The sequence below is a fragment of the Halarcobacter sp. genome (genome assembly GCF_963676935.1).
Lineage (GTDB): Bacteria > Campylobacterota > Campylobacteria > Campylobacterales > Arcobacteraceae > Halarcobacter.
Genome location: NZ_OY781470.1, coordinates 1457118 through 1482030, shown reverse-complemented (window position 1 = coordinate 1482030; position 24913 = coordinate 1457118). Strand labels below are relative to the sequence as shown.

The window sequence follows — 24913 nt, the reverse complement described above, 5'->3', positions numbered from 1 at the left end:
ATTTAGTCTTGTTCACTAAAATTATTTCTATAAAAGGATATAGGTTGATAGAAATATTGATGATTGAAGATGATTTAGAATTAGCTGATATTTTAATAGATTATTTAAAACAGCATAATATAAATGTAACAAACTATGACTCCCCAGAATTAGCAATATCAGCACTTAGATTAAAGAAATATGATTTAATTATTTTAGATTTATCTTTACCTGAAATAGATGGTATAGATGTGTGTAGAATGATACGTGAACACTATAGTACACCAATTATTATTTCTAGTGCACGTTCAAATATAAGTGATAAAGCTGCATGCTTTAGTTTAGGTGCTGATGATTATATGCCAAAACCTTATGACACCCAAGAATTAATATTTAGGATTAAATCTATACTTAGAAGATGCAACATTGATGAATCGGATGAAAATAAAAAAGACAACACAGCTATTTTTGTTTTAAATGAAGAAAAAATGGAGATTTTAAAAGAAGAAAAAGTTTTAAATCTTACTAATGCAGAATATCATATCTTAGCATATTTGATAAAAAAAGCAGGTTTTGTTGTATCCCGTGAAGAGTTGTTGTCCAATGTTGATTCAATTAAGTATGAAAGTAGTTATAAGAGTATTGATGTATTAATAGGTAGAGTTAGAAATAAAATTGAAGAAAATTCTAAAAAACCAAAATATATACATTCAATAAGAGGAGTTGGCTATAAACTGGTTAATGGATAAAAGAAATTCTATCTTTTTTAAAATAACACTATTTTTCTTTTTAATTTTTATAATTATAAATTCATTGATTTATCTGCAGTTTTCATTTGATTATAAAAATTATCAAGCTTTATTATCTGAAAAATATATATCAGTTATTAAAACAGTTGAAAAAGATATTAGATTAGGTTTATCAAATAAAATAATAAATGAAAAAATTTCTACTTTTAATATGCAATTAGCAGAGCTTTCATTTAATGATTTAATAAGTAAAAAGCCAGAAAAAATAAAGTTTGATAGTAAAGAAGATATAATAAACTTATATAAATATAATAATGAAGTTTTTATATATTTTAATCCTAAACCACTAGAGATATTATTGATTGATAAATCATTTTTATCTAAAAATAAGTACTTTTGGATAATAGTCTTAGTTTTTATTGATATTTTATTAGTTTGGTTTTATTATTTTTTATTTAAAAAATTAAAGCCTTTGATTAAGTTAAAAAATGAAATAAACAAATTTTCTGAAGGTAGTTTAGAAATTAATACAACTATTGATGGTGATGATGAAATAGCACAAGTCTCAAATGAATTTAATAATGCTATTGAAAAAATCAGAGATCTAAATAGCTCTAGAAAACTCTTTCTACGTAATATTTTGCATGAACTTAAAACACCAATTACAAAAGGAAAATTAGTTTCTGATACATTAGAAGAGGGAAAGAAAAAAGATATTCTAAAAAGAGCATTTTCAAGATTAGAGTATCTTTTAGAAGAGTTTGTTAAATTAGAAGAATTAACATCAGGACAAATTACTTTAGAAAGAAAAGAGTATAGAGTTATTGATTTACTTGATCAATCTTTGGATATTCTATTGATTGATAAATCACAAGTTGATATATATACAAATTTAACAACTATATATGTAGATTATGAACTTTTTGCAATATCTTTAAAAAATCTTATCGACAATGCTATGAGATACAATACAGAAGGAAAACCTGAAATTGTTATTAGTAAGGATTCTTTAATTATTAAAAATCATGGAAAACCATTGAAAAAACCTTTTGATGAATATTTAAAACCCTTTAACAGAGATTATGAATCAATTGATAAAGGTCTAGGCTTAGGTCTTTATATTACAAATAGTATTATAAAACGTCATGGATACAATCTATATTATTACTTTAATGAAAATTATCACATTTTTAAAATACAATTTTAAGCCATTTTGTTACTTTTTATTTACTTTTAGATAATATAATTAACAGTAGAGTTATATTTTCTACTGTAATAACAGTAAACATTAAGGAGTTAGCCATGGCAACTACATCAACTGATGGTGTTAAAACAACAAGTGCAACAGATGCTTATGGAAATACATATACTACTGGAGTATCAAAAGAGGGGTTAAAAAGTGAAGATTTTATTAATCTTATGTTAACAGAACTTAAGATGCAAGATCCAACAAAACCTGTTGATGCTGCTTCAATGATGGATTCACAATTGCAATTATCAACTTTAGAAGCAAACACTTCAATTGTAAATGCTATGGAAAATATTACAGCAGGGCTTAATCAAAGTGCTATGTCAGATGCTAGTTCTTTAATTGGACACTTAGTTGAAGCAGGAACTAAAAATGATTCAGGAGATCCAAAACAATATAAAGTTTATTCTGTTGAAGGGAAAGATGGTAATGTAACTTTAACAGCATATGAAATTACAGGTTATTATGATGAATATATAATAGGGTCAACAGAGGATAAATTTGATTCTTTAGGGTCAACAGATGAAAATGATTATTTCACTGTTTATGATTCTAACGGAAAAGAGCATAAACTTAGTACAAAAGATAAAACATATGATGAATTTGCAGAAGAATTAAATGCAATAAGTGGTGTATCTGCTGCGGTTTCAAAAAATGCTGATGATACTTATTCTATAAAAATGTATGTTGAAAATGGTGGAAGTGGAATAGCTTCTTCTGGAATAGATTTGAAATACACTCAAAATAATGTTACAACTTATGCTGAAGAAGCAGATACCTTGCCATATTCGAGTGTATCAAAGATATACTAATGAAAAAGTAGCTATTTATAGATATTTTAGGTATAATAGTTACATATTTAAAAAAAATTGAATTTTAAGAAAAAGGATTTACAATGATTGGTGCATTATGGACTGGAATTTCAGGATTAAAAACGGCTCAATCTGCAATTGATAATGAATCAAACAATGTAGCGAATGTTAATACAATAGGTTATAAAGCCTCTAGGGTTTCATTTGCAGATATGATGTATCAAGATAGTATTGGTAAAGGTTCTAGAGTAACTAATGCTGAAAAACAATATACTCAAGGAAGTATGAAAGGAACAGAATCTTCATATGACTTAGCTTTATATGGAGATGGTTTCTTTGTTGTAAGGAATGTAGATTCCACAGGTACTTCTGAAACTTTATATACTAGAGCGGGAAATATGAGGATGGGTGATAATGGAACCCTTCAAGATGCAAATGGTTATGAGGTTCAAGGATGGGCTATGAGTCCAGTTGATCCATCAAGTGACATAATATCTACAAATAATAACTGGACATCATTTAATCAATTCTTTACTGAAATTGCAGGTAATCAAGTTGTAAAATTTCCTTCAAGAGTTGAAACTTATGCAGCAAAAATGACTGATTATGCGGAGAGTGCAAGAAGTGACTCTCTTGTATTAACAGGTTCAGGTATTAAAAACTATGCTTCAAAGATTTCTGATATTGAAGCTTTAGTAACAAACTATAATAATGCCTTAAGCAAATACGCAGAGAATCCAGAAGCAACTTCTTCACCTTCTCAAGCTCAAAGAACAGTAATAGATTTTCCAGATGGAGGTAGTAGTTCATTAAACGCAGAGGGTGAACAAATCTATGTATTTATCAATGGAGATAAATATACACAAGATTATGTTCAAGAGATTGCAACACCAGAATTTGTTACTGCAGTAGGAACTGGTATTGGTGATTTAGATGGTGATGGAAATTCTGATGGTCAAGGGGATTATGATGTTTTAGCAAGTAGAGCTGCAACATATAAAGCTATGGCTGATAGAATTTCAAATATTACAGGTTTAAATGCATATACTATTGATGTTTCAGCAGCAAATAACCCTTCAACTGCCTTTTCAGATGTAATAAATGGACGAATAATGATTGAATCAATTATCCCTGGTGAAGAGTTTGTTATAGGTGATATTGCAGAATCATCAGATAATATAGAGGTTCAAGGTACATCTACTACAATTACTGATTCAGTTCAAGGTACAGGGCAGGGTGCAGTTGATTCTGCAATGAGAGCTTTAAGATCAGCAGTTGCAGGTAAGCAATATGATGTATATAGAGAAGCAGATGTTGTTGCAGATGATAATGGAAATCCTATAGTTTGGGATAATGCTAATGATACATTATCTTATACTATGAGTATAGATGGTACTGATTATACTCTTACAACTGCTACAGGTTTAACTTATGATCAAGCAGTAGCTAGTTTAATCAGTCAGATTAATTCAGCTGCTACACCTGAAATAACTGATAAAGTTTCAGCTGAATTAGTAAATGGACAACTAGTAATAAAATCAAATACTACAGGTGAAGAGTTCTCTGGTGTTATGAGATATTTTGATAATGGTACTGAGTATAGAAAAGATAAAAATTTAGAATTAAGTGGTAATACTGGTGCAGGTGCAGAGTTTATGCAAATAATCTCTACAGTTGACCAAGAGACTTCAAGAACATCTTTACAATTAAAACTTGACTCTTTAGGTTTAACAGATGAATCATTTGGAGAAATATCTGTTGATGAAACAGGTTTAGTAACTATGACACAAGATGGTGTTGATTTTGTAATTGGACAAATTGCAATTGCTCAGTTTGCAAATAATATTGGATTAGAATCAATTGGTGATAATCTATTAAAAGAAACAACAAAAAGTGGTACAGCAATATATACAATTAATAATGATAATTCAACAACAGTAAATGAAAAGAACTTAGAACTTAGTACAGCAGATCTAAGTGAGAGTTTAGTTAATTTAATGGTTTTTCAAAGAGCATTTGAAGCGAATTCAAAATCGATTACAACTTCAGATGAACTTTTAACAACTTTAATTCAACTTAAAAGATAATAAATAGGAGTTAGCCATGATTAAGTCACTTTCATCAATAAGCTATAATCTTTCGCTTTTAGATAAATTGAATCATAAAGTTAATACGGCACTTAGTACTCAAGAAGCCTTAGAGTATGGAAGTGATGATTCTGTTTTATATAGTAAAATTTTAGGTATCAGGGGTGATATTAATAGTTACGATTCAATCAGTCAACATATTGATTTAAGTAAAGCTTTTAATACAACAAGTGATGATACCATGGCTCAAATAAAGACTAGTACTCAATCAATGATTTCAGAATTAATTGAAGCTAATACGGATACTACAGGACAAAATCAAAGAGAGATTATTGCTACACAATTGGAAGATTATAAAGAATCACTTTTAGCTTTATCTAATACAAAAGTTGATGGTCAATATCTTTTTTCTGGGGTAAATACGAATCTTACACCTTTTAGTCAAGACCCTACTACAGGAGTAATATCTTATCAAAGTGATAATTCAACAAGAAAAATTAATGTTGAAGATGCTACATACACAGCACAAGGAATAAATGGAATTGAAGCATTTTATTATGTGGATACAGAAGCTAGTAGTGGGCAAAAATATGGTCAAGGTGAAACCTTTACTTTCAATTCAAGTGAAACTGTTATGGATGATGATGGAAATACTTGGCAATTAGTTGATACAAATGGTGATACATCTTTTGATGGCTTATATATTAATGGTGATACTTCTACAACTCCTATTCCTGTTACGGATAATGGCGATGGTACAGTTACTATGACTAATAATACCTCTACAGTTGTATTAAATATATCAAGTGATGGAGATAGTTTTACTTTTACTTCAAATAATATAATATTGGATAAAGATGGTAATGAGTGGGAATTAACGGATTCAAACAATGATGGTACATTTGATAGTTTATATATAAATGGGGATACTTCTACAACTCCAATTAGTGTTACTGATAATGGGGATGGGACATTTACAGCATTAAATACATCAGTTGCTGAACTTGAAGTTCATCGTTCTATTTTTGATGATTTAGATAATGTTATTAATGCTTTAAGATTAGAAGACAATGCTGGTAATACAATTACAGTAGCTGATCAAAAAAATGTTGTTTCAGACGTTTTAGCAAGAATGAATAAAGCTTTTGAATCTCAAAATATTTCCCATTCTTTAGTTGGAACAAGAACAAGTACTATAGAATCATATGGTAGTATTGTTTCAACAAAATTGACTAATTTAAATATTTTAGAAAAAGAGTATGGTTCAGCAGATTTAACTGAACTTGGTATTCAAGCAAAAGCTTTAGAGATAACTTATACAGCTTTATATTCTACAATTAGTAGAGTAAATGAATTGTCTTTAGTTAATTATATGAGATAGGTTAAGAGATGAAATATTTATTTAACTTCAAGTTTTCAAATATTGAAGATAAATTATTTAAAAATATTATAAAAAAGGATTCATTATGATGGATTCATTGTATATTGCACAAAGTGGTCTTAAAACTTCAAGATATGCGATAGATGTTACTTCAAATAATCTTGCTAATGAAAATACGGAAGGTTATAAAAAAAGAGTTGTCCAAACAAGTGAAGTTGCAAGTATCCGTCTTAATATAGGAAATGGTGTATCTTTTGATGGTGTAAATAGAACTACTAGTCCTTATTTGTATACACAAATTTTAAGTCAAAATAGTTATTCAAACTATTATACTCAACAAAATAGTACATTAAGCAGCGCAGAACAAATATTTAAAGAGACTGCCAATAGTGGTTTTTCTACATCATTAAGTAATTTTTTTACAGCAGCAGAAACTTTGAGAGGAGACCCTTCTTCTGCAACATATAAAGCAGAGCTTAATAGTCAGTCAACTATGATTATAAATAATATCAAAAGTATTTATGCAGATTTGGAAGAGCTTCAAGATGATAATTTATCTTTATTAAAAGATCAAGTTGATGAAGTAAATTCAATATTAGAGAAAATATCTCATATAAATGAAAAAATGGTTGATACTGGTGAATCGAATGAACTTCTTGATAAAAGAGATCAGTTAGAAAATCAATTATCAAATTATGGAAATATTGATATAAGTACTGAAAATGGCAATTATGTATTAGAAATGGGTGGAGAAAATTTAATTTTTAATACTACAAGTTTCCACGAGCTTAGTGTAAAAGAGGAATATGTTAGCCAAAAAGATATATATACTACAACAGATTTAAATGATACAAATTTTAGTGATGGAGACGTTATCACTTTAACTTTAAATAATGATATTTCTATAGATATCACAGCAAATGTATCAGGTGGAACAAATTTTGATTTAAAACAACAAATTGTAGATAAAATAAATAATGATTCACAATTTGGTAATTTACAAGCTCGATTAGATACAGCTAATAATTTAATAATTGAATCAATTGAGGGTGGAGAAGATAATATCTTCGATTTAAAAATTAATGTAGCAGGTTCGATTGTAGGAAAAGATACAAATGTTTCAGTTGAAGCTACAGATAATGTTAGTGTAGTGGTTTATAATAATGAACTAAATCTGTCAGGTGGTTCATTTAAATCTTTGTCTGAAAATTTAACATCTGAAACATCTGAAATTTTATATTATAAAAGAGCCTTAAATGATTTTACTAAAGCATTTGTAGAAGCATATGCTCAAAATAGTGATACTACAATGTTTAAAGGTGCAAGTGTAAATACATTTGAATATGTAAAAAATAGTGCATTTAATCTTTCAGGCAGTGATTTAGAAGGTATATCTCAATTACAATGGGCTGAAGATATAAATATTGATTCAAGAAGTAGTGAAGTAACTTCATTTAAAGAGTTTTATAAAAATTTACTTGAAGATGTTTCTGTAAATAATGAAGATAATATATCTTTAAAAGAAGCACAGGATGCAGTATTAAACTCAATGACAGTTACTTATGAGAAGTTAACAAAAGTTAATTCTGATGAAGAGATGATTAATTTAATGCAGTATCAAGCAGCTTATGAAGCAAATGCTAAAATTATTACAGCTGTTGATGAGATGTTGCAAACTATTTTAAATATGTAGTAAAGGATAAAAAATGGCTGATGGAATATTAGGACTTGGAAGTTCAGGAAGTGTTGATTTAAATCAGGATTTAATTAATAAGTTAAAAGAAACTGAAACTAATGCTTATATAGCTCCTATAGAAAAAAATATTGAAGAAAGTGAAGCTACAATTGAAGCTGTAAATGAAATATCAGCAAAAATTGATGAGTTTTTATCAGTGATTGAAGGTTTTGATTTATATAATACAAGTACAAATGTATTTGATGAAGTTTCAGCAACTACAACAGGTACTGCTGTAAGTTTTAATGCTGCAGATACTAGTAATATCAATCCTGGTACTATTGCTGTAACAGTTGATCAATTAGCAACAAAAGATGTATACCAATCAGATATTATTGCAGATACAAGTGCAACTATGGATTCAGGAATATTAAGTATTACACTAGGTAGTTCAACTTATGATTTTGACACTACTGATAAAACTTACGAAGAGATAGTTACTCAAATTAATTATAATTCAAGTATTGAAGCATCCTTGGAGCAAGTTGGTGATAACTCTTATAGGATGATTATTAAAAGTGTGGATACAGGACTTGATAATGCTATTACAATTGGACAAACAGGTGATTTAAATTTAGGGTATGATAATGACTTAAACCATGTTGTAAGTGCACAAAATATGAAAGCTAAAATTGATGGTGTAGATTATAATTTGTCTTCAAATAAAGTTACAATGGAAAATGGATTAATAATTACTGCAGCAGAAAAGGGAGATGCATCAATTTCAATTGAGCGTGATGATACTTATGTTATAGAACAAATTAATAAAATTGCAACAGTTTATAATGAATTAGTTGAGTTGGTTGATTCTTATACAAGAGGAAGTGAGGATAGCCCTGCTCTAATCTCTGATTCTAGTACCCTAAGAGGTATTGTAGGTGATATAAAAAACATGTTCTATGATACATATGGACTTTCAGACGAAGAGAATGCTTTTGTTTATGGAATCTCTTTTAATAAAGATGGTCGAATGGAGATTGATGCAGGAGATTTATCTGAAGCACTTACTGATAATTATGATGATTTAAAAGAGTTATTTATAGGTTATGCTGAAAAGGAAGGTATTGGTACAAGAATTACTGCGTATTTAGATGATTTGGATAGTTTAGATGGAATTATGACTACATATGAAGAGAGATTGTCTAAGCAACTTAAAGATTTAAATGATTCTCAAGAGGAAGAAACAGAAAGAATAGATACTAAGTATCAGCAATTAGCAAGTCAGTTTGCAGCATATACAGTGATTATTACACAAATGGAAAATTCTTTTTCATCATTAAAATTAATAATGAATATGGATAAAAACGATAATTAATAGTTTTTTCCCAATACTTATTGGAAGTTATAGAATTTGATAATAAAAAGATTATAAATACTATAACTTCAACTACATATTAAGAATATTTAAAAAGAAAAAATACTTTTTTGAATAAAACTCCATAATTTTATAAATAAATACTCCATTCAGTATTTCACAAAGTTATACCCTACAGAAAATTTCAATATTATTATTGAATTGATTTCTATGTATTATAGGTGATTTTCAATATTATTCTTATTATTTCTTATACCATGACTATTAATTAATCAATTGTATGCTAGAATTAATTTATTATATAAGCAAAAGGAGTATGTTATGAATACAAGTATTGTAGGAAGACACATAGAATTAACTGAACCTATTAAAGATTATGTTAATAGTTCAATAGAAATTTTTAAAAAATATAATTTAGATATTATATCTGTTGGTGCAATTATATCTCAAGAAGAAAAAAACGGAAGAAAAGCATTTACTTTTGAATTTACTTTAAATATAGCACATTTAGACACGGTTGTTGTTAAACAAAAAGATAAAGACTTATATGCTGCTATTGACATTGCTGTTGATAGAGTTTCAAAAGTTTTAAGAAGACATCATGATAAAATTACAGGACACAAAGCTACTAAGCTTAGTGAAGTTGAAGCTATTGAAGTTCAAGATGAAGTAGCTGCTCAATTAGAAAAGTATGAAAATGAAATTATACCTGTAAAATTGGCTTCTTATAAACCAATTGATATTGAAGAGGCTGTAGAAAGCTTAAAAGCTAGTGAGGATCTATTTAAAGTATTCTATGACAAAGATGATAACTTAAGAGTATTATACAAAGCAAAAGAAGAAGGAAAATTTGGATTATATTAATAATATATTCAAATTATCTAAAGGTATTAGTCTTTTTAGGCTAATGCCTTTTTTAATTTTATAAGGATTTTAATTTAAATGAATAACGAGCTTAAAAAAATTGCATTGATTGGACAGCCAAATGTTGGTAAGTCATCTCTATTTAATCGTATTGCTAAAAAAAGAATTGCTATTGTTTCAGATATGGCAGGTACAACTAGAGATATTAGAAAGCATGAAGTAGAAATATTAGAAAGAGATGCAATAATGCTTGATACTGGTGGTATTGATGATACCAATGATGAGATATTTTCAAATGTTAAGAAAAAAGCTGTAGAGTGTGCAAAAGAGGCTGATATAATACTTTTTATGGTTGATGGAAAAAGATTACCAGATGAAAAGGATAAAGAACTATTTTATGAGCTTCAAGCTCTTAACAAAAAACTTGCATTGATTGTAAATAAAATTGATAATGATAAAGAGTTAGAAAGACTTTGGTCTTTTTATGAGTTTGGTATCGATGAAGAAAATCTTTTTGGGATTTCTGTTTCTCATAATAGAGGTACAAAAAGACTTTTTGAATGGATTTCAAATCAATTGCCTCCTAGAAAAGAGGAACCACAAGTTCTTATTGAAGAAGATAGTGATGATTTTTTAGAAGATTTTCTTGACCCAATCGAGGATATAAATAAGCAAAAAGTAGAAGATGATGGTGAAATAAGAGTTGCTATAATAGGAAGAGTTAATGTTGGAAAATCGTCTATTTTAAATGCACTTGTAGGGGAAGAAAGATCTGTTGTATCATCAATTGCAGGTACTACAATTGATCCAGTTGATGAATCATTTGAATATAAAGATAAAAATATTACTTTTGTAGATACAGCTGGTTTAAGAAGAAGAGGGCGAATTGAAGGTATTGAAAAATTTGCTTTAATGAGAACAAAAGAGATGTTAGAAAAAGCAAATTTAGCTCTTGTTGTATTAGATGCATCTAAAGAACTAGTTGATTTAGATGAAAAAATTGCTGGATTAGTAGATGAATATGGTTTAGGAACTATTATTGTTTTAAATAAATGGGATGAAAATGCAGATGACTTTAAAAAATTAGAAGAAAAAGTTAGAAGTAAATTTAAATTTCTTTATTATGCTCCTATTATCGCAGTTTCTGCAAAAACAGGAAGAAGTATAGATAGACTTAAAGATAAATTAGTAGAGATATATGATAATTATTCACAAAGAATTCCAACATCTGTACTTAATAAAGTAATTGAAACAGCAACAATAAGACATGCACTACCTAGTCCTGCTGGTAATTATCTTAGAATATATTATGCAACACAATTTGAAACAAAGCCTCCAAGAATTGCTCTTATTATGAATAAGCCAAAATTTTTACACTTCTCATATAAAAGATATTTGATTAATTTTTTAAGAGATAACATAAATTTTGAAGGTACACCTATTCATATTGTTGCTAGAAAAAAAGGTCAAAGAGAAGTTGACGAGGAAGAGATAGAGGAGTTTTAATTTTTTTAAGGAGGATTTATTCCTTGATAAGTATAAATAGTATTAAAAATGATTTTTTTGGTGGAGTAACAGCTGCTGTTGTTGCTTTACCTTTAGCTCTTGCATTTGGAGTAGCAAGTGGAGCAGGGGCAACTGCTGGACTTTACGGCGCCATTATTTTAGGTTTTTTTGCATCTCTTTTTGGAGGCACTTCAACTCAAATTTCAGGTCCAACAGGACCAATGACAGTTGTTACAGCAACTGCTATAGCAACCTTTCAAAACGATTTTGAATCAGTTATAACTGTAATTTTCTTAGCTGGAATTATACAAATCTCTTTTGGAGTTATAAAAATTGGAAAGTGGATAAAGTATATTCCTTATCCTGTAATTTCTGGATTTATGTGTGGAATTGGCGTAATTATTATAATTTTGCAAATAAATCCATTTATTGGTGTAGATTCATATGGTTCTGTGATTAGGACTATTGTAGAGATTCCTAATAGTTTTAAATTAGCGAGTAGCGATTCAATTGTATTAGCAACAATTACTTTGATTATAATGTTTTTTACACCTAAATCTATAAGTAAATATATCCCTTCTGCCTTAATTGCATTAGTAGTTGTTACATATTTTGCAATATCTATGAAATATAATGTTCCAACTATAGGTGAGATTCCTATGGGCTTACCCGATTTTAAAATACCAACAAGTTTTGAATTATTACATTTGAACAGTATTATTACTTTAGCTATTACCTTAGCACTATTAGGTTCAATAGATACACTACTTACTTCATTAGTAGCAGATTCTATGACTAAAACTAATCACAAACCAAATCAAGAATTGATCGCACAAGGAATTGGTAACAGTTTATGCTCATTGGTTGGTGCAATACCAGGAGCAGGTGCAACTATGAGAACAGTAATAAATATAAAAAGTGGTGGGAAAACTAGACTTTCAGGTATATTTCATGCTTTAACTTTGTTAGTTATTGTACTCTTTTTAGCTCCACTTGCATCAAAAATACCTTTATCTGTTTTATCAGGTATTTTAATAAAAGTAGGTTTTGATATATTGGATTATAAATTTCTAAAGATTATAAATAAAGTATCAAGAGTTGACTTACTTATAATGCTTACTGTATTTTTACTTACTATATTTGTTGATTTAATTATGGCTGTTGGAGTTGGAATCACTTTTGCTTCAATTGTTGCAGTTTATAAAGTCTCAAAAAGAACAAGAATGCAAACATCTCATGTAAATAAAAAATTTGATTTTGATATAAATTTAGATAATAGAGATATTGAGATTTTAGAAATTGACGGTTCACTTTTTTTTGGTACCGCATCTATATTAGATAGAAAAATTGATAAAATAAAACCCCAAACAAAATTTGTAATATTAAACTGTTTAAAAGTTCATTTTTTAGATATTTCTGCAATATTTATGATTGAAGAGATTATAAATAAATTAAAAAACAATGATATTGAAGTTGTTCTTTTATTAAAACATTCTCAAAAAAGAAAAGTATTAAAAGTTGATAGTAATAATATTTTTAGTAATAGTAAAATATTTAGTAATATTGATGATGCAGTAAATTCTATACAAAAAAATGAATATGAAAGATAAGAATGGCAAAGATATATCTACTTAGTAATCAAAAACATGAAGATGTTCAAAATATTGAGATCTTTAAAATAGAATATATTAAATCTTATATAGATTTAAAAAAATATGATGCTTTAGTTTTTACTTCAAAAAATGGTGTTTACTCTTTAAATTCTTTTAATAATGATTGGAAAAATATTCCCTCTTATGCTATTGCAGAAAAAACTGCAAAAATTATTAATAAAGAGGGTGGAAATGTTAAATTTATTGGTCAAAGTGGACATGGCAATGATTTTGCTAAAGAATTAATACCTTTATTAAAAGATAAAAAAGTTTTATATATTAGAGCTTTAAAAGTAGTATCAAATTTAGTTGAAACTTTAAAAAATGCTAATATAAATATTGATGAATTAACTACCTATAAAACTGTTTGTAATGATAATATAAAAGAAAAAATAGAAAAAAACTCTTCTATCATATTTACTTCTCCTTCTAGTATAGAATGTTTTTTTAAAATTTATACTTGGGATAAAAGTTTTAAAGCGATTGTAATTGGGAAAACAACAGCTAAATATTTACCAGATTATGTAGATTTTAAGATTAGTAATAAAACTTCCATTGAAGAGTGTATAAAACTTGCAATGCTGGATAGTTTTTAATGTTTAATTTAAAGATAATTAGTTAAAATAATATATATCTAAGTAGCACGGGATTTCCATTGTTGAGGGTCCGATACTTTAATTTTGTGGGTAATTGTAAGTTATGTGGTGTGTAGCGTTTACTTTTAGTATTTCAGCTCCTAATACATAGTTCTTACCTGCTAACGTTGGCTTTTAGGGCCATTTGATGGTTAACGACTACTTGGATATATATTTTTTATTACTTTTTTTAAGGAAAATCTGTGAACATTTTAATACTTGGTAGTGGTGGAAGAGAATACTCAATAGGGTTAGCTATATCAAAAGAAGAAGAGAATCATAATATCTTTTTTATGCCTGGAAATGGTGCAACTGACAATTTAGGTACAAATATTAATATAAAAGATTATAATGAATTAGCAAATTGGGCAAAAGAAAATAATATAGACTTAACAATTGTAGGACCTGAAGCTCCTTTAGTAGATGGTGTTGTTGATATTTTTAAATCAAATGATTTAACTATTTTTGGACCTAGTGCAAAAGCTGCACAACTAGAAGGTTCAAAAGTTTATATGAAAAATATATTAAAAAAATATAATATACCAACAGCAGCGTTTATCGAAACTACAAATGAAAAAGAAGCTCATGATTTTATTGATACAATGAGTGAACCAATAGTTGTAAAGGCTGATGGTTTATGTGCAGGAAAAGGTGTAATTATTGCTCAAACAAAAGGTGAAGCAAAAGAAGCAGCTACGCAAATGCTAAGTGGAGAATCTTTTGGTGATGCTGGAACTTCTATAGTTGTTGAAGAGTATTTAGATGGGTATGAATTATCGATTTTTGCCATTTGTGATGGTGAAAATTATAAGGTACTTCCTGCTGCTCAAGATCATAAAAGAGTAGGGGATGGTGATACTGGACCAAATACTGGTGGTATGGGGGCATATGCTCCAACACCTTTGGTAAATGATGATATTTATAAAAAAGTTGAAGAAAGAGTTATTAAACCAACTTTAGACGGCATGAAAAAAGAAGGGGCTCCCTTTGAAGGTGTGTTGTTTATAGGTGTAATGGTTGTAAAAGGTGAACCAATTATTTTAGAATATAATGTAAGATTTGGTGATCCAGAGTGTGAAATCTTAATGCCTTTATTGGAAACTCCTGTTTCTGAATTATTTTATAAAGGTGCTACAAAACAATTAGATAAATTAGATATCAAAATTAAAAATGAATTTGGTGTTGCTGTTGTTATGGCAAGTGCAAATTATCCTTATGGTTCTTCAGAACCAGCAGAAATAATTGTAGATGAAATTGTAGATGAAGAGATTTCAAATAATACACATATTTCATATGCTGGTGTTGCAAAAGAGGATGATAAACTTTTTGCAACTGGTGGAAGAGTTTTATTATGTGTAGGATTTGGAACATCGATAAAAGAAGCTAGAGATAGAGCTTATAAGTTATGTGGTCAAGTACATTTTGCTGGTAAAAAATGTAGAACTGATATTGCATATCAAGCTTTAAAATAGAAGAATTAATTAAAATATGAATAACGAAAATCTTGAATTAGCTTCAATAACAAAACGTATTTTTGCATTTTTAATAGACGAATTAATTATAACAATTTTAGTTTATTTTATCTTCTGGGATTCTTTAGTTACAAGCATTGCTAATGAAGAACAATTAGCAAATGTATTGGCAAGTTTAATTTTCCCTGTATTTTTTGTAAAATTTATTTATCAAAGTTTTTTTGTATGGTATTATGGAGCAACAATTGGAAAATTAGTTCTAAAAATTAGAGTAATTGATTATTATAATTTTGGTAGAGTTTCATTAAGCTCATCAATAATTAGGTCAATATCAAGAATAGCAAGTGAGTATTTTGTTTATATTGGTTTTATTTTTGCTTTTTTTACAGAAGGTAGACAAGCATTTCATGATAAAACAGGAAGGACATTAGTAGTTAATGCTTAAAAAAATAATTGCAACAATAATACTCACTGTTTCATTACATGCCCAACAAGAAAAGTTTCAAATATTAGCAAATAATTTAGTGACAAAAAATGATATTGTTATTGCTACAGGAAATGTTGTTGCTTTTTCACCTTCTTATTATATAACTGCAAAAAAAGCAATTTATGATAAAAATAAAGGAACTTTTGAGTTATTTGACGATGTTATTGTATTAAAAAATAATAATGTTCAAACAAAAAGTAATTATACTTTCTTAGATATAAACACGGATGATATGTATCAAAAACCAAGTTTATATTTTGAAGAATCAAACTCTATATGGATTAGTTCAAAAGATTCTGAAAAAAAGAATGATACAATTTTTTTAGAAGAAGCAACTTTATCAAGTTGCGATTGTGTTGATCCTGATTGGAGTATTAGATTTAGTAGTGCAGATTATGATACTAAAGATAAATGGATAAATATTTATAATCCAAGAATCTACTTAAAAGAGATACCTTTAGTTTATTCTCCTTATTTAGGTTTTTCAACAGATACAAGAAGAAGAACAGGTTTGCTATATCCTACATTTGGATATTCAAAAAGTGAAGGTGGTTTTTACTCTCAGCCAATATATGTAGCTCCAGCTGATAATTATGATTTTGAATTTATACCAGATTATAGGTTTAAAAGAGGTAGGGGTATATTTGGTTATTTTAGATATGCAGATTCAATTAATTCGATGTTAAAACTTAGTGCGGGTTATTTTAAAGAATATGAAGATTATCAAAAAGAAAATGCTTTAACTAATCAGAGTCATTATGGTGTTGGTTTAAATTATGTTAGAAATAATATATTAGCACCAAATAAATTGGGATATTCAGATGGATTATATGTAGACATAAATTATTTAAATGATATTGAATATGATGTTTTAGAGAGTAATACTGAAGATGATTCTGTAGTTCAAAAAGTTGAATCAAAAATAAATTATATTTATAATACTCCTAGCTATTTTTTGGGTTCTTATTTTAGATACTATATTGATACATCTAAAACTTCAAATGGAAATACTCTTCAAGAATTACCAAAACTTCAAGCTCATACCTATACAAGGCCATTATTCTTAGATAAGTTATTAGTTTCAACAGATTTAAAGTACACTAATCATAAAAGAAATGAAGAGATAAATGCTGAACAGTATGAGTTGAGTGTTCCTTTATCTTATTCATATTCTTTATTTGATGATTATTTGAAATTAATTTTAAAACAAGAATTTAACTTTAATAAATTTATCTATTCTAATGGAAAAACTGATTATGAAGATGGTATTTATTCTGAATCTAAAACTACAGTTTCACTTAATTCTGATTTAGTTAAACCATATGAGAATTATATACATACAGTTAACTTATTTGCTGATTATAATCATGTTCATAAAATTAGTGAAAAAGGTGATTTATATACAATTACAAATAATGATAGAGTATTAAGTCCTTTTCCTATTAATCAAAGTGATGATACTATAGAGTTTGGTATAAATCAATCTTTATATGATAAAGAAAATAATAAACAAATTATTAATCATAAATTAACACAGTCCTTAATTTATGATAATTTTAATGATTTTAAATTAGAAAATATTGAAAATGAAATTACTTATAATTATTTTTTAGGTGCAATTAGTAATAAATTATTATATAATCATCAAGATAAAAAAATAATTGAAAGCTCCTCAAATTTTTCATTAACATATGATAATGTATATTTAAAACTAGGTTATTATATGTCTAAAGAAACTGAAAATTCTGGAAAAGAAAATTTAGAATCATATTCATTGACAGCTAGATATACTTTTTCAGATCAATATAAATTATCGTATTACACAAATTATAATATTGAAGAGAATGTTAGAACAAAACAGGGTATAAAGTTCTCTATTGCAGATAGTTGTTGGGACTTAGATTTAAATTATGAAAGAGCAGTTGTTGCTACATCAAGTAACTTTAGTGATTCAAGGACCCAAGATATTTTATATATTGAATTATTTTTAAAACCTTTAGGTGGAATAAAACAAGAGTATAAAATTAAAGAAGAAGAAAATAAGAAGGTGGGTAGTTAAAATGACACCTGATAAAATTTATTTTAAAAATAGAGAAGTTGCGGCATATAGGCTTATAGATATCTTGCCCATAAATAAAATGAAATTAGAAGAGTGGATAGTTATATCTACTTCCTATAATGGTTTGCCTGTAGCAAAAATTGTTGCAAGTGAATTAAATGCAAAACTTGATATTATGTTTTCAAGAAAAATATATTCACCAAATAATGATGAGTGTGAAATTGCAATTGTTACAGAGAGTGAAGAGGTTGTTATTCATGAAGAGTTAGTAAAAGCATTTGATATAAGTTTAGATTTTGTATTTTCAAAATCTAGATATATATATGACAATGAACTTTCAAATTGTGTAAATAAATTTAGAAGAGGTAAGAAACTAGAAGATTTAGAAAATAAAAATGTTCTTTTAGTTGATGAGGGGTTAAATACTAGTTTAACAATGATGGCTTGTATTAAAACTGCAATACATTTAGGTGCAAAGTCTGTTTCAGTAGCAATACCAATACTTCCAACAGCAAGTATTCAAACTATTGAATCTATTGCAGATGATTTATATTATGTAAAAAATTTAGATCATTTTATAGCAATAGATTTTTATTATGATGAATTAGATGAAGTAACTTATGAAGAAATTAAAGATTATAAAGGATAAATTATATGTCAACGGTATGTGAATTTGAATTAAATGGAAAACAAGAGATATTTGAGTTTGGTAAAGTAGCCAAACAAGCTAATGGTTCTGTATTGGCAAAATTAGGAAATGCTGTTGTGTTAGCAACTGTAGTAAGTGAATTTGACAATCCTGTTGAAGAAGATTTTACACCTTTAACTGTTCAATATGTAGAAAAAACTTATGCTGCAGCAAAATTACCTGGTGGTTTTATTAAAAGAGAAGCAAAACCAAGTGATTTTGAAACTTTAACAGCAAGAGTTATAGATAGAAGTTTAAGACCATTATTTCCAAAAGGTTATGTGTATCCTACAACAATAACAGTTATTGTATTAAGTGCTGATGAAAATGTAGATTTACAAGTTTTAGCTTTAAATGCTGCAAGTGCTGCATTATATAGTTCTGATTTACCAATTAAAAAATCAGTATCTGGAGTTAGAATTGGTAGGATTGAAGGTGAATATGTTATTAATCCAACTACAGAGCAACTTGAAGACTCAACACTTGATTTATATATAGCAGGTACAAAAGAAGAATTATTAATGATTGAGATGAAATCAATCTCTAGTGAAGAGATGATTGAAGTAGATATTGAAGCTTTTAGTAAATTACATAAAACAAATGAGATGACAGAAGATGAACTTGTTAATGCAATCTCTATTGCACAAAATGCATTAAAGGAATCAAATGAAACTTATGAAATTGGATTTGAATCAATTTCAAAAGAGATTAAAGATGTAGAATTAGTAGAATTTACTATTGATACAAAAGTAATTGATTATGTAAGAGAAAAATATTTTGAAGATATTAAATTTGCTTTACAAAAATTAGCAAAAAGTGAAAGAGCTACAGAATTAAAAGATTTAGCCAAAAAAATATTTAAAGATGAATTTTGTACAGAAAATGAGATTGAGTTTGCTACTATCTACGAAGCTGTTTCTATAGTAAAAAGAGATGTAGTAAGAGCTATGATTGTAAATGATAAAGTTAGAGCTGATGGAAGAGGTTTAAAAGATGTTAGACCTATTACAATAGATACTAATATTTTACCTTCTACTCACTCATCTTGTTTATTTACTAGAGGTGAAACACAAGCTTTAGTTGTTGGTACATTAGCTGGTTCAAAAGATGGACAGATGTATGAGGTTTTAACTGAAAAATCTACAAGAACTGAAAACTTTATGGTTCATTATAATTTCCCTGGTTTTTCTGTTGGAGAAGCAAAACCTATGTTTGGTGTTGGAAGAAGAGAATTAGGACATGGAAATTTAGCTAAAAAAGCTTTAGAATCAACAATTGATAAAGATTTTGATGAAACAGTAAGATTAGTTTCAGAGATTTTAGAATCAAATGGTTCATCATCTATGGCAACAGTTTGTGGAGGTTCATTAGCTTTAAAAGCAGCTGGTGTTCCTATTTCTAATTTAGTAGCTGGTGTAGCTATGGGTATGGTTGTAGAAGGTGATAATTATTCTGTATTAACTGATATTATGGGATTAGAAGATCATGATGGTGATATGGATTTTAAAGTTGCAGGAACAACAGAGGGGATTACTGCTCTACAAATGGATATAAAATTAGGTGGAATTGAATTATCAGTTTTAAAAGAAGCTTTATATCAAGCAAAAGAGGGAAGAGAGCATATATTAGGAATTATGGAAGAAGCTGCGGCTGAAATTGTTCCAAGTGAGGCTTTACCATTGGTTGAGCAATTTGCTATTGATCCAAGTAAGATTATGGTTGTTATTGGAAAAGCTGGTTCAACTATTAAAGAAATTATTGAAAAATTCTCAGTTTCTATCGATTTAGATAGAGATAGTGGTAATGTAAAAGTTAGTGGGGAAAATAAGCAAAATGTATTAGATGCTTGTGAACATATTAAATCAATTTCAAATAATGCAAACTCAAGAAGAGACAATAAAAAGAATATAGATTTTGAAAAATTATATGAAATAGATGAAGTATTAACTGGGAAAGTTGTAAGAATTGCTGATTTTGGTGCTTTTATAGAGTTACCAAAAGGTGGGGAAGGTTTATTACATATCTCTAAAATTTCTAAAGAAAGAGTAAAAAGAGTTGAAGATGTTTTAAAGGTAGATGATAATATTGAAGTTAAAGTACTTAAAGTTAAAAAAGATCGTATAGAATTGGCTTCAAATGGGATTTAAATATTAAAGTTAATTTAATATTTGTTTGGTTAATATAGTTAAAATAATATTTTTTTATTAAAAACAAGGGGTTTTTTATGGCTAAGCTTTTAATCGTGGATGATTCAACAATGTTAAGAGATATGTTGAATTATGCATTAAACGAAGGTGGTTATAACGATGTAACTGAAGCTATTGATGGAGTTGATGGTTTAGAAAAGGCTAAGTCTACTACATTTGATTTAATTATAACAGATGTAAATATGCCAAATATGGATGGGCTAACTCTTATTGGAGAGTTGAGAAAATTACCAACATATGCGAGTAGACCTATTCTAGTATTAACTACTGAGAGAAGTGATGAGATGAAAGCAAAAGGTAAAGCTGCGGGTGCAACTGGTTGGATTGTAAAACCATTTGTTCCAGAACAATTATTAAAAGCAGTAAACATAGTATTAAGTAGATAAAGAAAAGGTTGTTATCATGTCTGGTTTTGATATATCTAAATATAGAGAGATGTTCTTAGAGGAAGCTGAAGAATTATTTGAATCTGCAGATAATGTTCTTCTTGAAGCTGAAACAAATGGAACATTAACCGATGAAGAAATGGGTCAATTATTTAGAGATGTACATACTTTAAAAGGTAGTGGAGCATCTGTTGAATTGGCACTTTTTGCTGAGTTTACACATAGTGTTGAAAATATGATGGACAAACTTAGAAATCATGAAATTGAATTTATACCAGAGATGGCAGGTACATTAATTGATGGTTTAGATGTTATGAAAGAACTTCTTGAAATGGAAGTTGCTGAAGAACTTACAAGAGAAACTTTTGATGAGATGACAGCTGAATTATTAACTATTATTAAAGCATATATTAATGGTGAAACACCAACTAGCTCTGAAGAAACATTAGTTCAAGAAGAAACTCCTGTATCTGAGAATAATAGTTCATCTGATGATAGTATTGGTTTATACGATTCAGATATAAATGATAGTAACTTTAATATCTCGTATGGATTCTTTAAAGATGATGAGATTGGAAATGAATCAGAAAATAGTAATTATGGCTTCTTTGATGAGGAGTTAGACAAATTGATTGAAACAGAGGATACTCCTGTTATTACACATGATGAAAGTGATGATTTTGGATTTTTTGATGATGTTCCAAGTATTACACCTGATGCAGAGTTAAAAGCTAATAATGCTGATCAAAAACAAGAAATAAACAAAGATGTAAAAAAAGAAGAGCCTAAAAAAGTTGAAACTCCTAAAGCTGCTACACCTGTAAAACCGGCTTCTGGACCAGCAAAAAAAGCAGCTACTTCAAAAAGACCTCCAAAAGAAGAGAAAAAAACTTCTGCCTCTAATAATATTAGGGTAAATCTAGATAAAATTGATTTATTAATGAATAATGTGGGTGATTTAGTTATTACAAATGCAATGCTTACACAATTTTCATCTACAATTGAAGAAACAAAAACAAGAAATGCAGTTCTTGAAAGATTAGAATTATTAGAAAGACATATTAGAGATATGCAAGATTCTATTATGAGTATTAGAATGGTACCAATGGAATCAATCTATTCAAAATTCCCTAAGGTTGTTAGAGATATTTCTAAAAAACTTAGTAAAAAAGTTGAATTTAAACATTATGGTGATGGTGTTGAGATTGATAAAGCAATGATTGAAGGTTTAACAGACCCATTAATGCATATTATCAGAAATTCTTTAGATCATGGTTTAGAAACTCCTGATGTTAGAAAAGCTAGTGGTAAAGAAGAAGTTGGTTCAATAATTATATCAGCAGAACAAGCTAATGGTCAAATGATAATTACTATTGAGGATGATGGTAAAGGTATTGATGCAGAAAGAGTTGCTCAAAAAGCTTTAGATCAAGGTCAAATTGATGAAAACCAATATAATACAATGAGTACAAATGAAAAAGCTATGCTTGTATTTGGAGCAGGAGTTTCAACAGCTGATCAAATAACTGATATCTCAGGAAGAGGTGTTGGTATGGATGTTGTTAAAACAAATATTCAAAAACTAGGTGGAGCAATTAAACTTGATACAGAACTAGGTAAAGGTACTATTATAACAATTATGCTTCCTTTAACACTTGCAATTCTTGATGGTTTAGATATTGCAGTTGGAGACCAAAAGTATATTTTACCATTAAGTTCAATTGTAGAATCTTTACAACCAACGCCAGATATGATTAAAAAGATTGGTGATGGTTCACAAGACTTATTAATGTTAAGAGAAGAGTTTATTCCTGTAGTTAGATTACATCAACTATTTGGAGTTGAACCAACATTTGAAAATTTAGAAGATGGTATGTTAATTGTTGTTAAATCTGGTACTCAAAAAGTTGCAATCTCTATCGATGAGTTCTTAAATCAACACCAAGTAGTTGTAAAACCACTTGACAAAAACTTTAGAAGTGTTGAAGGAATTGGTGCTGCTACAGTTAGAGGTGATGGTAGTATTGGTCTGATTCTAGATGTTTTAGGTATTATAAATGCACAAACAAAAATAGAAAAAGATATAAATATGATGCAACAAAGAGCATCTTGAGGCTGAATGAGCGATAATAAACATTTACATAATAGAGTAAAGTCTATACTTTACTCTTTAACTGGAATTACGCTATCAGAGAATAAAGACATTATGATAGCAAATAGGTTGCATAAACTAAAAAGAGATACAAAATATGCTGGTGATATTGAAGAATTACTTGATGCTGTAGAAGAGGGTCAGCATAATATTGAATTTATTAACTCTTTTACTACAAATAAAACACATTCTTTTAGAGAAGACTTCCATTTTACAGATTTAAAAAATAGAGTTCTTCCAGATTTTGCTAAAAGTGGTAATCAAATTAAAATGTACTGTTCTGCTTCATCTACAGGGGAAGAACCATATTCAATGGCAATGACTATACTTGAAGCATCTGAAGAGTATGGAAGAAATATTAATGCTACAATTTTAGCTACAGATATAGATACTAATGTTTTGCAATATGCAGCAAATGGTGTTTATAGATATTCTAAATCTTCAAAAGAGTTTCCTTCTTGGATTAAACCCCAAAAATATTTTAAAAAAAGAGTTCAAAAAACTTTAGCAAGTGAAGAGATACTTATAAAAGTTAAACCTGAACTACAAAAAATGGTGACTTTTAAAGTTATGAATCTAAATGACAAATCTTATCCTTATAATAAAAACTATTTTGATGTAATATTTTGTAGAAATGTACTTATTTATTTTTCAAATGAAGATCAAAATAAAATACTTAAAAAACTATTTTCACATCTTAAAATAGGTGGAACATTATATCTTGGGCATTCAGAAAATCCACAAGATTTAATAAGTTATGTGGATAGAATAGGGCAAAATATTTTCATAAAAACAAAGGATTTTTATTGATTATTATTGGACATAAAGATGGAAGTATAGAAAAAGCATCTATATCAAGATTTACACAAAAAACTAAAGGCTATAATACTCATACTATTATTGGTGGTGAATTTGCTGTTGGAAAAGATATAGAACAAGTTGCTTTTAAAACACTTCTTGGTTCTTGTGTAGCTATTATGTTTTATGATTCTGTTACAAAAATAAAAGCAATGAATCATTTTTTATTACCAACAACTAATAGTACTAATGATGATATGAAATATGGACTTTATTCAGTTGAAGCAATGTTAAATGAGATGTACAAACTAGGGTGTAATAAAAAGAATATGACAGCAAAAATCTCTGGGGGTGCAGATATTATGCAATTAAATATCACTAAAATAGATTCAATAGGGCATAGAAATGTTGAATTTGCAAAAGATTTTTGTAAATCTGAAGGATTTAAACTAGTGAGTGAACATACTAGAGGTGAGCATGGTAGATTAATATTACTTGCTGATGATTTTCAAACTTTTATTAAAGTTACTCAAAAATCTGAAACTGACAATAAAATTCTTAATGAAGAAAAAGCATTACAAACAGAAATTACAAAAGCACCAGTTATCAAAGAGTATGTTGGTGGTGTTGACTTATTTGGTGTGGAAAAAGTTGAAACAGAACAAGAAATGGAAATCGAATTATTTTAATAGGGTATTAG

Annotated in this window: 20 protein-coding genes; all 20 read left to right on the top strand. The window is 28.1% G+C overall.

What is annotated here, in order from left to right; translation table 11 throughout:
- The first annotated feature begins 44 nt into the window (after nucleotides 1–44).
- The 20 genes from ACKU4C_RS07185 to ACKU4C_RS07090 all read left to right on the top strand — a co-directional run bounded on the left by ACKU4C_RS07185 (nucleotide 45) and on the right by ACKU4C_RS07090 (nucleotide 24902).
- Nucleotides 45–728, top strand: a complete 684-nt coding sequence (locus tag ACKU4C_RS07185) for a response regulator transcription factor (RefSeq protein WP_321315713.1) — start codon at nucleotides 45–47, stop codon at nucleotides 726–728.
- Nucleotides 721–1935: an ArsS family sensor histidine kinase gene (locus ACKU4C_RS07180; protein WP_321315710.1), complete on the top strand. Its 1215-nt coding sequence runs from the start codon at nucleotides 721–723 to the stop codon at nucleotides 1933–1935. The genes ACKU4C_RS07185 and ACKU4C_RS07180 overlap by 8 nt, the downstream gene beginning before the upstream one ends.
- 95 nt (nucleotides 1936–2030) lie before the next feature.
- Complete coding sequence (locus tag ACKU4C_RS07175) at nucleotides 2031–2789, top strand: flagellar hook capping FlgD N-terminal domain-containing protein (RefSeq protein WP_321315709.1); 759 nt, start codon at nucleotides 2031–2033, stop codon at nucleotides 2787–2789.
- Between the two features lie 83 nt (nucleotides 2790–2872).
- Nucleotides 2873–4876, top strand: a complete 2004-nt coding sequence (locus ACKU4C_RS07170) for a flagellar hook-basal body complex protein (RefSeq protein WP_321315707.1) — start codon at nucleotides 2873–2875, stop codon at nucleotides 4874–4876.
- Between the two features lie 16 nt (nucleotides 4877–4892).
- The gene (locus ACKU4C_RS07165) at nucleotides 4893–6257 is read left to right on the top strand and encodes a hypothetical protein (protein ID WP_321315705.1); all 1365 of its coding nucleotides are present in this window, start codon (nucleotides 4893–4895) and stop codon (nucleotides 6255–6257) included.
- A gap of 85 nt (nucleotides 6258–6342) precedes the next feature.
- Nucleotides 6343–7950, top strand: coding sequence for a FlgK family flagellar hook-associated protein (locus ACKU4C_RS07160; RefSeq protein WP_321315704.1), 1608 nt, complete (start codon nucleotides 6343–6345; stop codon nucleotides 7948–7950).
- Nucleotides 7951–7963: 13 nt separating this feature from the next.
- A complete protein-coding gene (gene fliD, locus ACKU4C_RS07155; protein ID WP_321315702.1) occupies nucleotides 7964–9307 on the top strand; it encodes a flagellar filament capping protein FliD in 1344 nt (447 codons plus the stop codon).
- Nucleotides 9308–9628: 321 nt separating this feature from the next.
- Nucleotides 9629–10171: a ribosome hibernation-promoting factor, HPF/YfiA family gene (hpf, locus tag ACKU4C_RS07150; RefSeq protein WP_320034038.1), complete on the top strand. Its 543-nt coding sequence runs from the start codon at nucleotides 9629–9631 to the stop codon at nucleotides 10169–10171.
- A 78-nt stretch (nucleotides 10172–10249) separates the two neighbouring features.
- Nucleotides 10250–11677 carry a ribosome biogenesis GTPase Der gene (gene der / locus ACKU4C_RS07145; RefSeq protein WP_321315697.1) on the top strand — a complete coding sequence of 476 codons (1428 nt, stop codon included), beginning with the start codon at nucleotides 10250–10252 and terminating at the stop codon, nucleotides 11675–11677.
- A 23-nt stretch (nucleotides 11678–11700) separates the two neighbouring features.
- Nucleotides 11701–13287: a SulP family inorganic anion transporter gene (locus ACKU4C_RS07140; RefSeq protein ID WP_321315695.1), complete on the top strand. Its 1587-nt coding sequence runs from the start codon at nucleotides 11701–11703 to the stop codon at nucleotides 13285–13287.
- Nucleotides 13288–13289: 2 nt separating this feature from the next.
- On the top strand, nucleotides 13290–13925 hold the full coding sequence (locus tag ACKU4C_RS07135) for a uroporphyrinogen-III synthase (RefSeq protein ID WP_321315693.1): 636 nt from the start codon (nucleotides 13290–13292) through the stop codon (nucleotides 13923–13925).
- A 242-nt stretch (nucleotides 13926–14167) separates the two neighbouring features.
- Nucleotides 14168–15436 carry a phosphoribosylamine--glycine ligase gene (gene purD, locus ACKU4C_RS07130; RefSeq protein WP_321315691.1) on the top strand — a complete coding sequence of 423 codons (1269 nt, stop codon included), beginning with the start codon at nucleotides 14168–14170 and terminating at the stop codon, nucleotides 15434–15436.
- Nucleotides 15437–15452: 16 nt separating this feature from the next.
- Nucleotides 15453–15881, top strand: coding sequence for an RDD family protein (locus ACKU4C_RS07125; RefSeq protein WP_321315689.1), 429 nt, complete (start codon nucleotides 15453–15455; stop codon nucleotides 15879–15881).
- Nucleotides 15874–17982 (top strand): LPS-assembly protein LptD, encoded by a 2109-nt coding sequence (locus tag ACKU4C_RS07120; RefSeq protein ID WP_321315688.1) that lies wholly within the window; start codon nucleotides 15874–15876, stop codon nucleotides 17980–17982. Before ACKU4C_RS07125 ends, ACKU4C_RS07120 begins: the two co-directional genes overlap by 8 nt.
- A 1-nt stretch (nucleotide 17983) precedes the next feature.
- Complete coding sequence (locus ACKU4C_RS07115; protein WP_321315686.1) at nucleotides 17984–18631, top strand: phosphoribosyltransferase family protein; 648 nt, start codon at nucleotides 17984–17986, stop codon at nucleotides 18629–18631.
- 5 nt (nucleotides 18632–18636) lie between these two features.
- Nucleotides 18637–20817, top strand: a complete 2181-nt coding sequence (locus tag ACKU4C_RS07110; protein ID WP_321315684.1) for a polyribonucleotide nucleotidyltransferase — start codon at nucleotides 18637–18639, stop codon at nucleotides 20815–20817.
- A gap of 77 nt (nucleotides 20818–20894) precedes the next feature.
- Nucleotides 20895–21263, top strand: a complete 369-nt coding sequence (locus ACKU4C_RS07105; RefSeq protein WP_320034029.1) for a response regulator — start codon at nucleotides 20895–20897, stop codon at nucleotides 21261–21263.
- Between the two features lie 16 nt (nucleotides 21264–21279).
- Nucleotides 21280–23376, top strand: coding sequence for a chemotaxis protein CheA (locus tag ACKU4C_RS07100; protein WP_321315681.1), 2097 nt, complete (start codon nucleotides 21280–21282; stop codon nucleotides 23374–23376).
- 6 nt (nucleotides 23377–23382) lie between these two features.
- Entirely contained in the window at nucleotides 23383–24225 is an 843-nt protein-coding gene (locus tag ACKU4C_RS07095; RefSeq protein ID WP_321315679.1) for a protein-glutamate O-methyltransferase CheR, read from the top strand.
- Nucleotides 24222–24902 carry a chemotaxis protein CheD gene (locus ACKU4C_RS07090; RefSeq protein WP_321315678.1) on the top strand — a complete coding sequence of 227 codons (681 nt, stop codon included), beginning with the start codon at nucleotides 24222–24224 and terminating at the stop codon, nucleotides 24900–24902. Before ACKU4C_RS07095 ends, ACKU4C_RS07090 begins: the two co-directional genes overlap by 4 nt.
- Nucleotides 24903–24913 lie beyond the last annotated feature (11 nt).

What these genes read in the sequence shown, in the direction of transcription:
- ACKU4C_RS07180 (WP_321315710.1), top strand. Translation starts at nt 721, where the DNA reads ATGGATAAAAGAAATTCTATCTTTTTTAAAATAACACTATTTTTCTTT.
- ACKU4C_RS07175 (WP_321315709.1), top strand. Translation starts at nt 2,031, where the DNA reads ATGGCAACTACATCAACTGATGGTGTTAAAACAACAAGTGCAACAGAT.
- ACKU4C_RS07170 (WP_321315707.1), top strand. Translation starts at nt 2,873, where the DNA reads ATGATTGGTGCATTATGGACTGGAATTTCAGGATTAAAAACGGCTCAA.
- ACKU4C_RS07165 (WP_321315705.1), top strand. Translation starts at nt 4,893, where the DNA reads ATGATTAAGTCACTTTCATCAATAAGCTATAATCTTTCGCTTTTAGAT.
- ACKU4C_RS07160 (WP_321315704.1), top strand. Translation starts at nt 6,343, where the DNA reads ATGATGGATTCATTGTATATTGCACAAAGTGGTCTTAAAACTTCAAGA.
- fliD (WP_321315702.1), top strand. Translation starts at nt 7,964, where the DNA reads ATGGCTGATGGAATATTAGGACTTGGAAGTTCAGGAAGTGTTGATTTA.
- hpf (WP_320034038.1), top strand. Translation starts at nt 9,629, where the DNA reads ATGAATACAAGTATTGTAGGAAGACACATAGAATTAACTGAACCTATT.
- der (WP_321315697.1), top strand. Translation starts at nt 10,250, where the DNA reads ATGAATAACGAGCTTAAAAAAATTGCATTGATTGGACAGCCAAATGTT.
- ACKU4C_RS07135 (WP_321315693.1), top strand. Translation starts at nt 13,290, where the DNA reads ATGGCAAAGATATATCTACTTAGTAATCAAAAACATGAAGATGTTCAA.
- ACKU4C_RS07125 (WP_321315689.1), top strand. Translation starts at nt 15,453, where the DNA reads ATGAATAACGAAAATCTTGAATTAGCTTCAATAACAAAACGTATTTTT.
- ACKU4C_RS07120 (WP_321315688.1), top strand. Translation starts at nt 15,874, where the DNA reads ATGCTTAAAAAAATAATTGCAACAATAATACTCACTGTTTCATTACAT.
- ACKU4C_RS07115 (WP_321315686.1), top strand. Translation starts at nt 17,984, where the DNA reads ATGACACCTGATAAAATTTATTTTAAAAATAGAGAAGTTGCGGCATAT.
- ACKU4C_RS07110 (WP_321315684.1), top strand. Translation starts at nt 18,637, where the DNA reads ATGTCAACGGTATGTGAATTTGAATTAAATGGAAAACAAGAGATATTT.
- ACKU4C_RS07105 (WP_320034029.1), top strand. Translation starts at nt 20,895, where the DNA reads ATGGCTAAGCTTTTAATCGTGGATGATTCAACAATGTTAAGAGATATG.
- ACKU4C_RS07100 (WP_321315681.1), top strand. Translation starts at nt 21,280, where the DNA reads ATGTCTGGTTTTGATATATCTAAATATAGAGAGATGTTCTTAGAGGAA.
- ACKU4C_RS07095 (WP_321315679.1), top strand. Translation starts at nt 23,383, where the DNA reads ATGAGCGATAATAAACATTTACATAATAGAGTAAAGTCTATACTTTAC.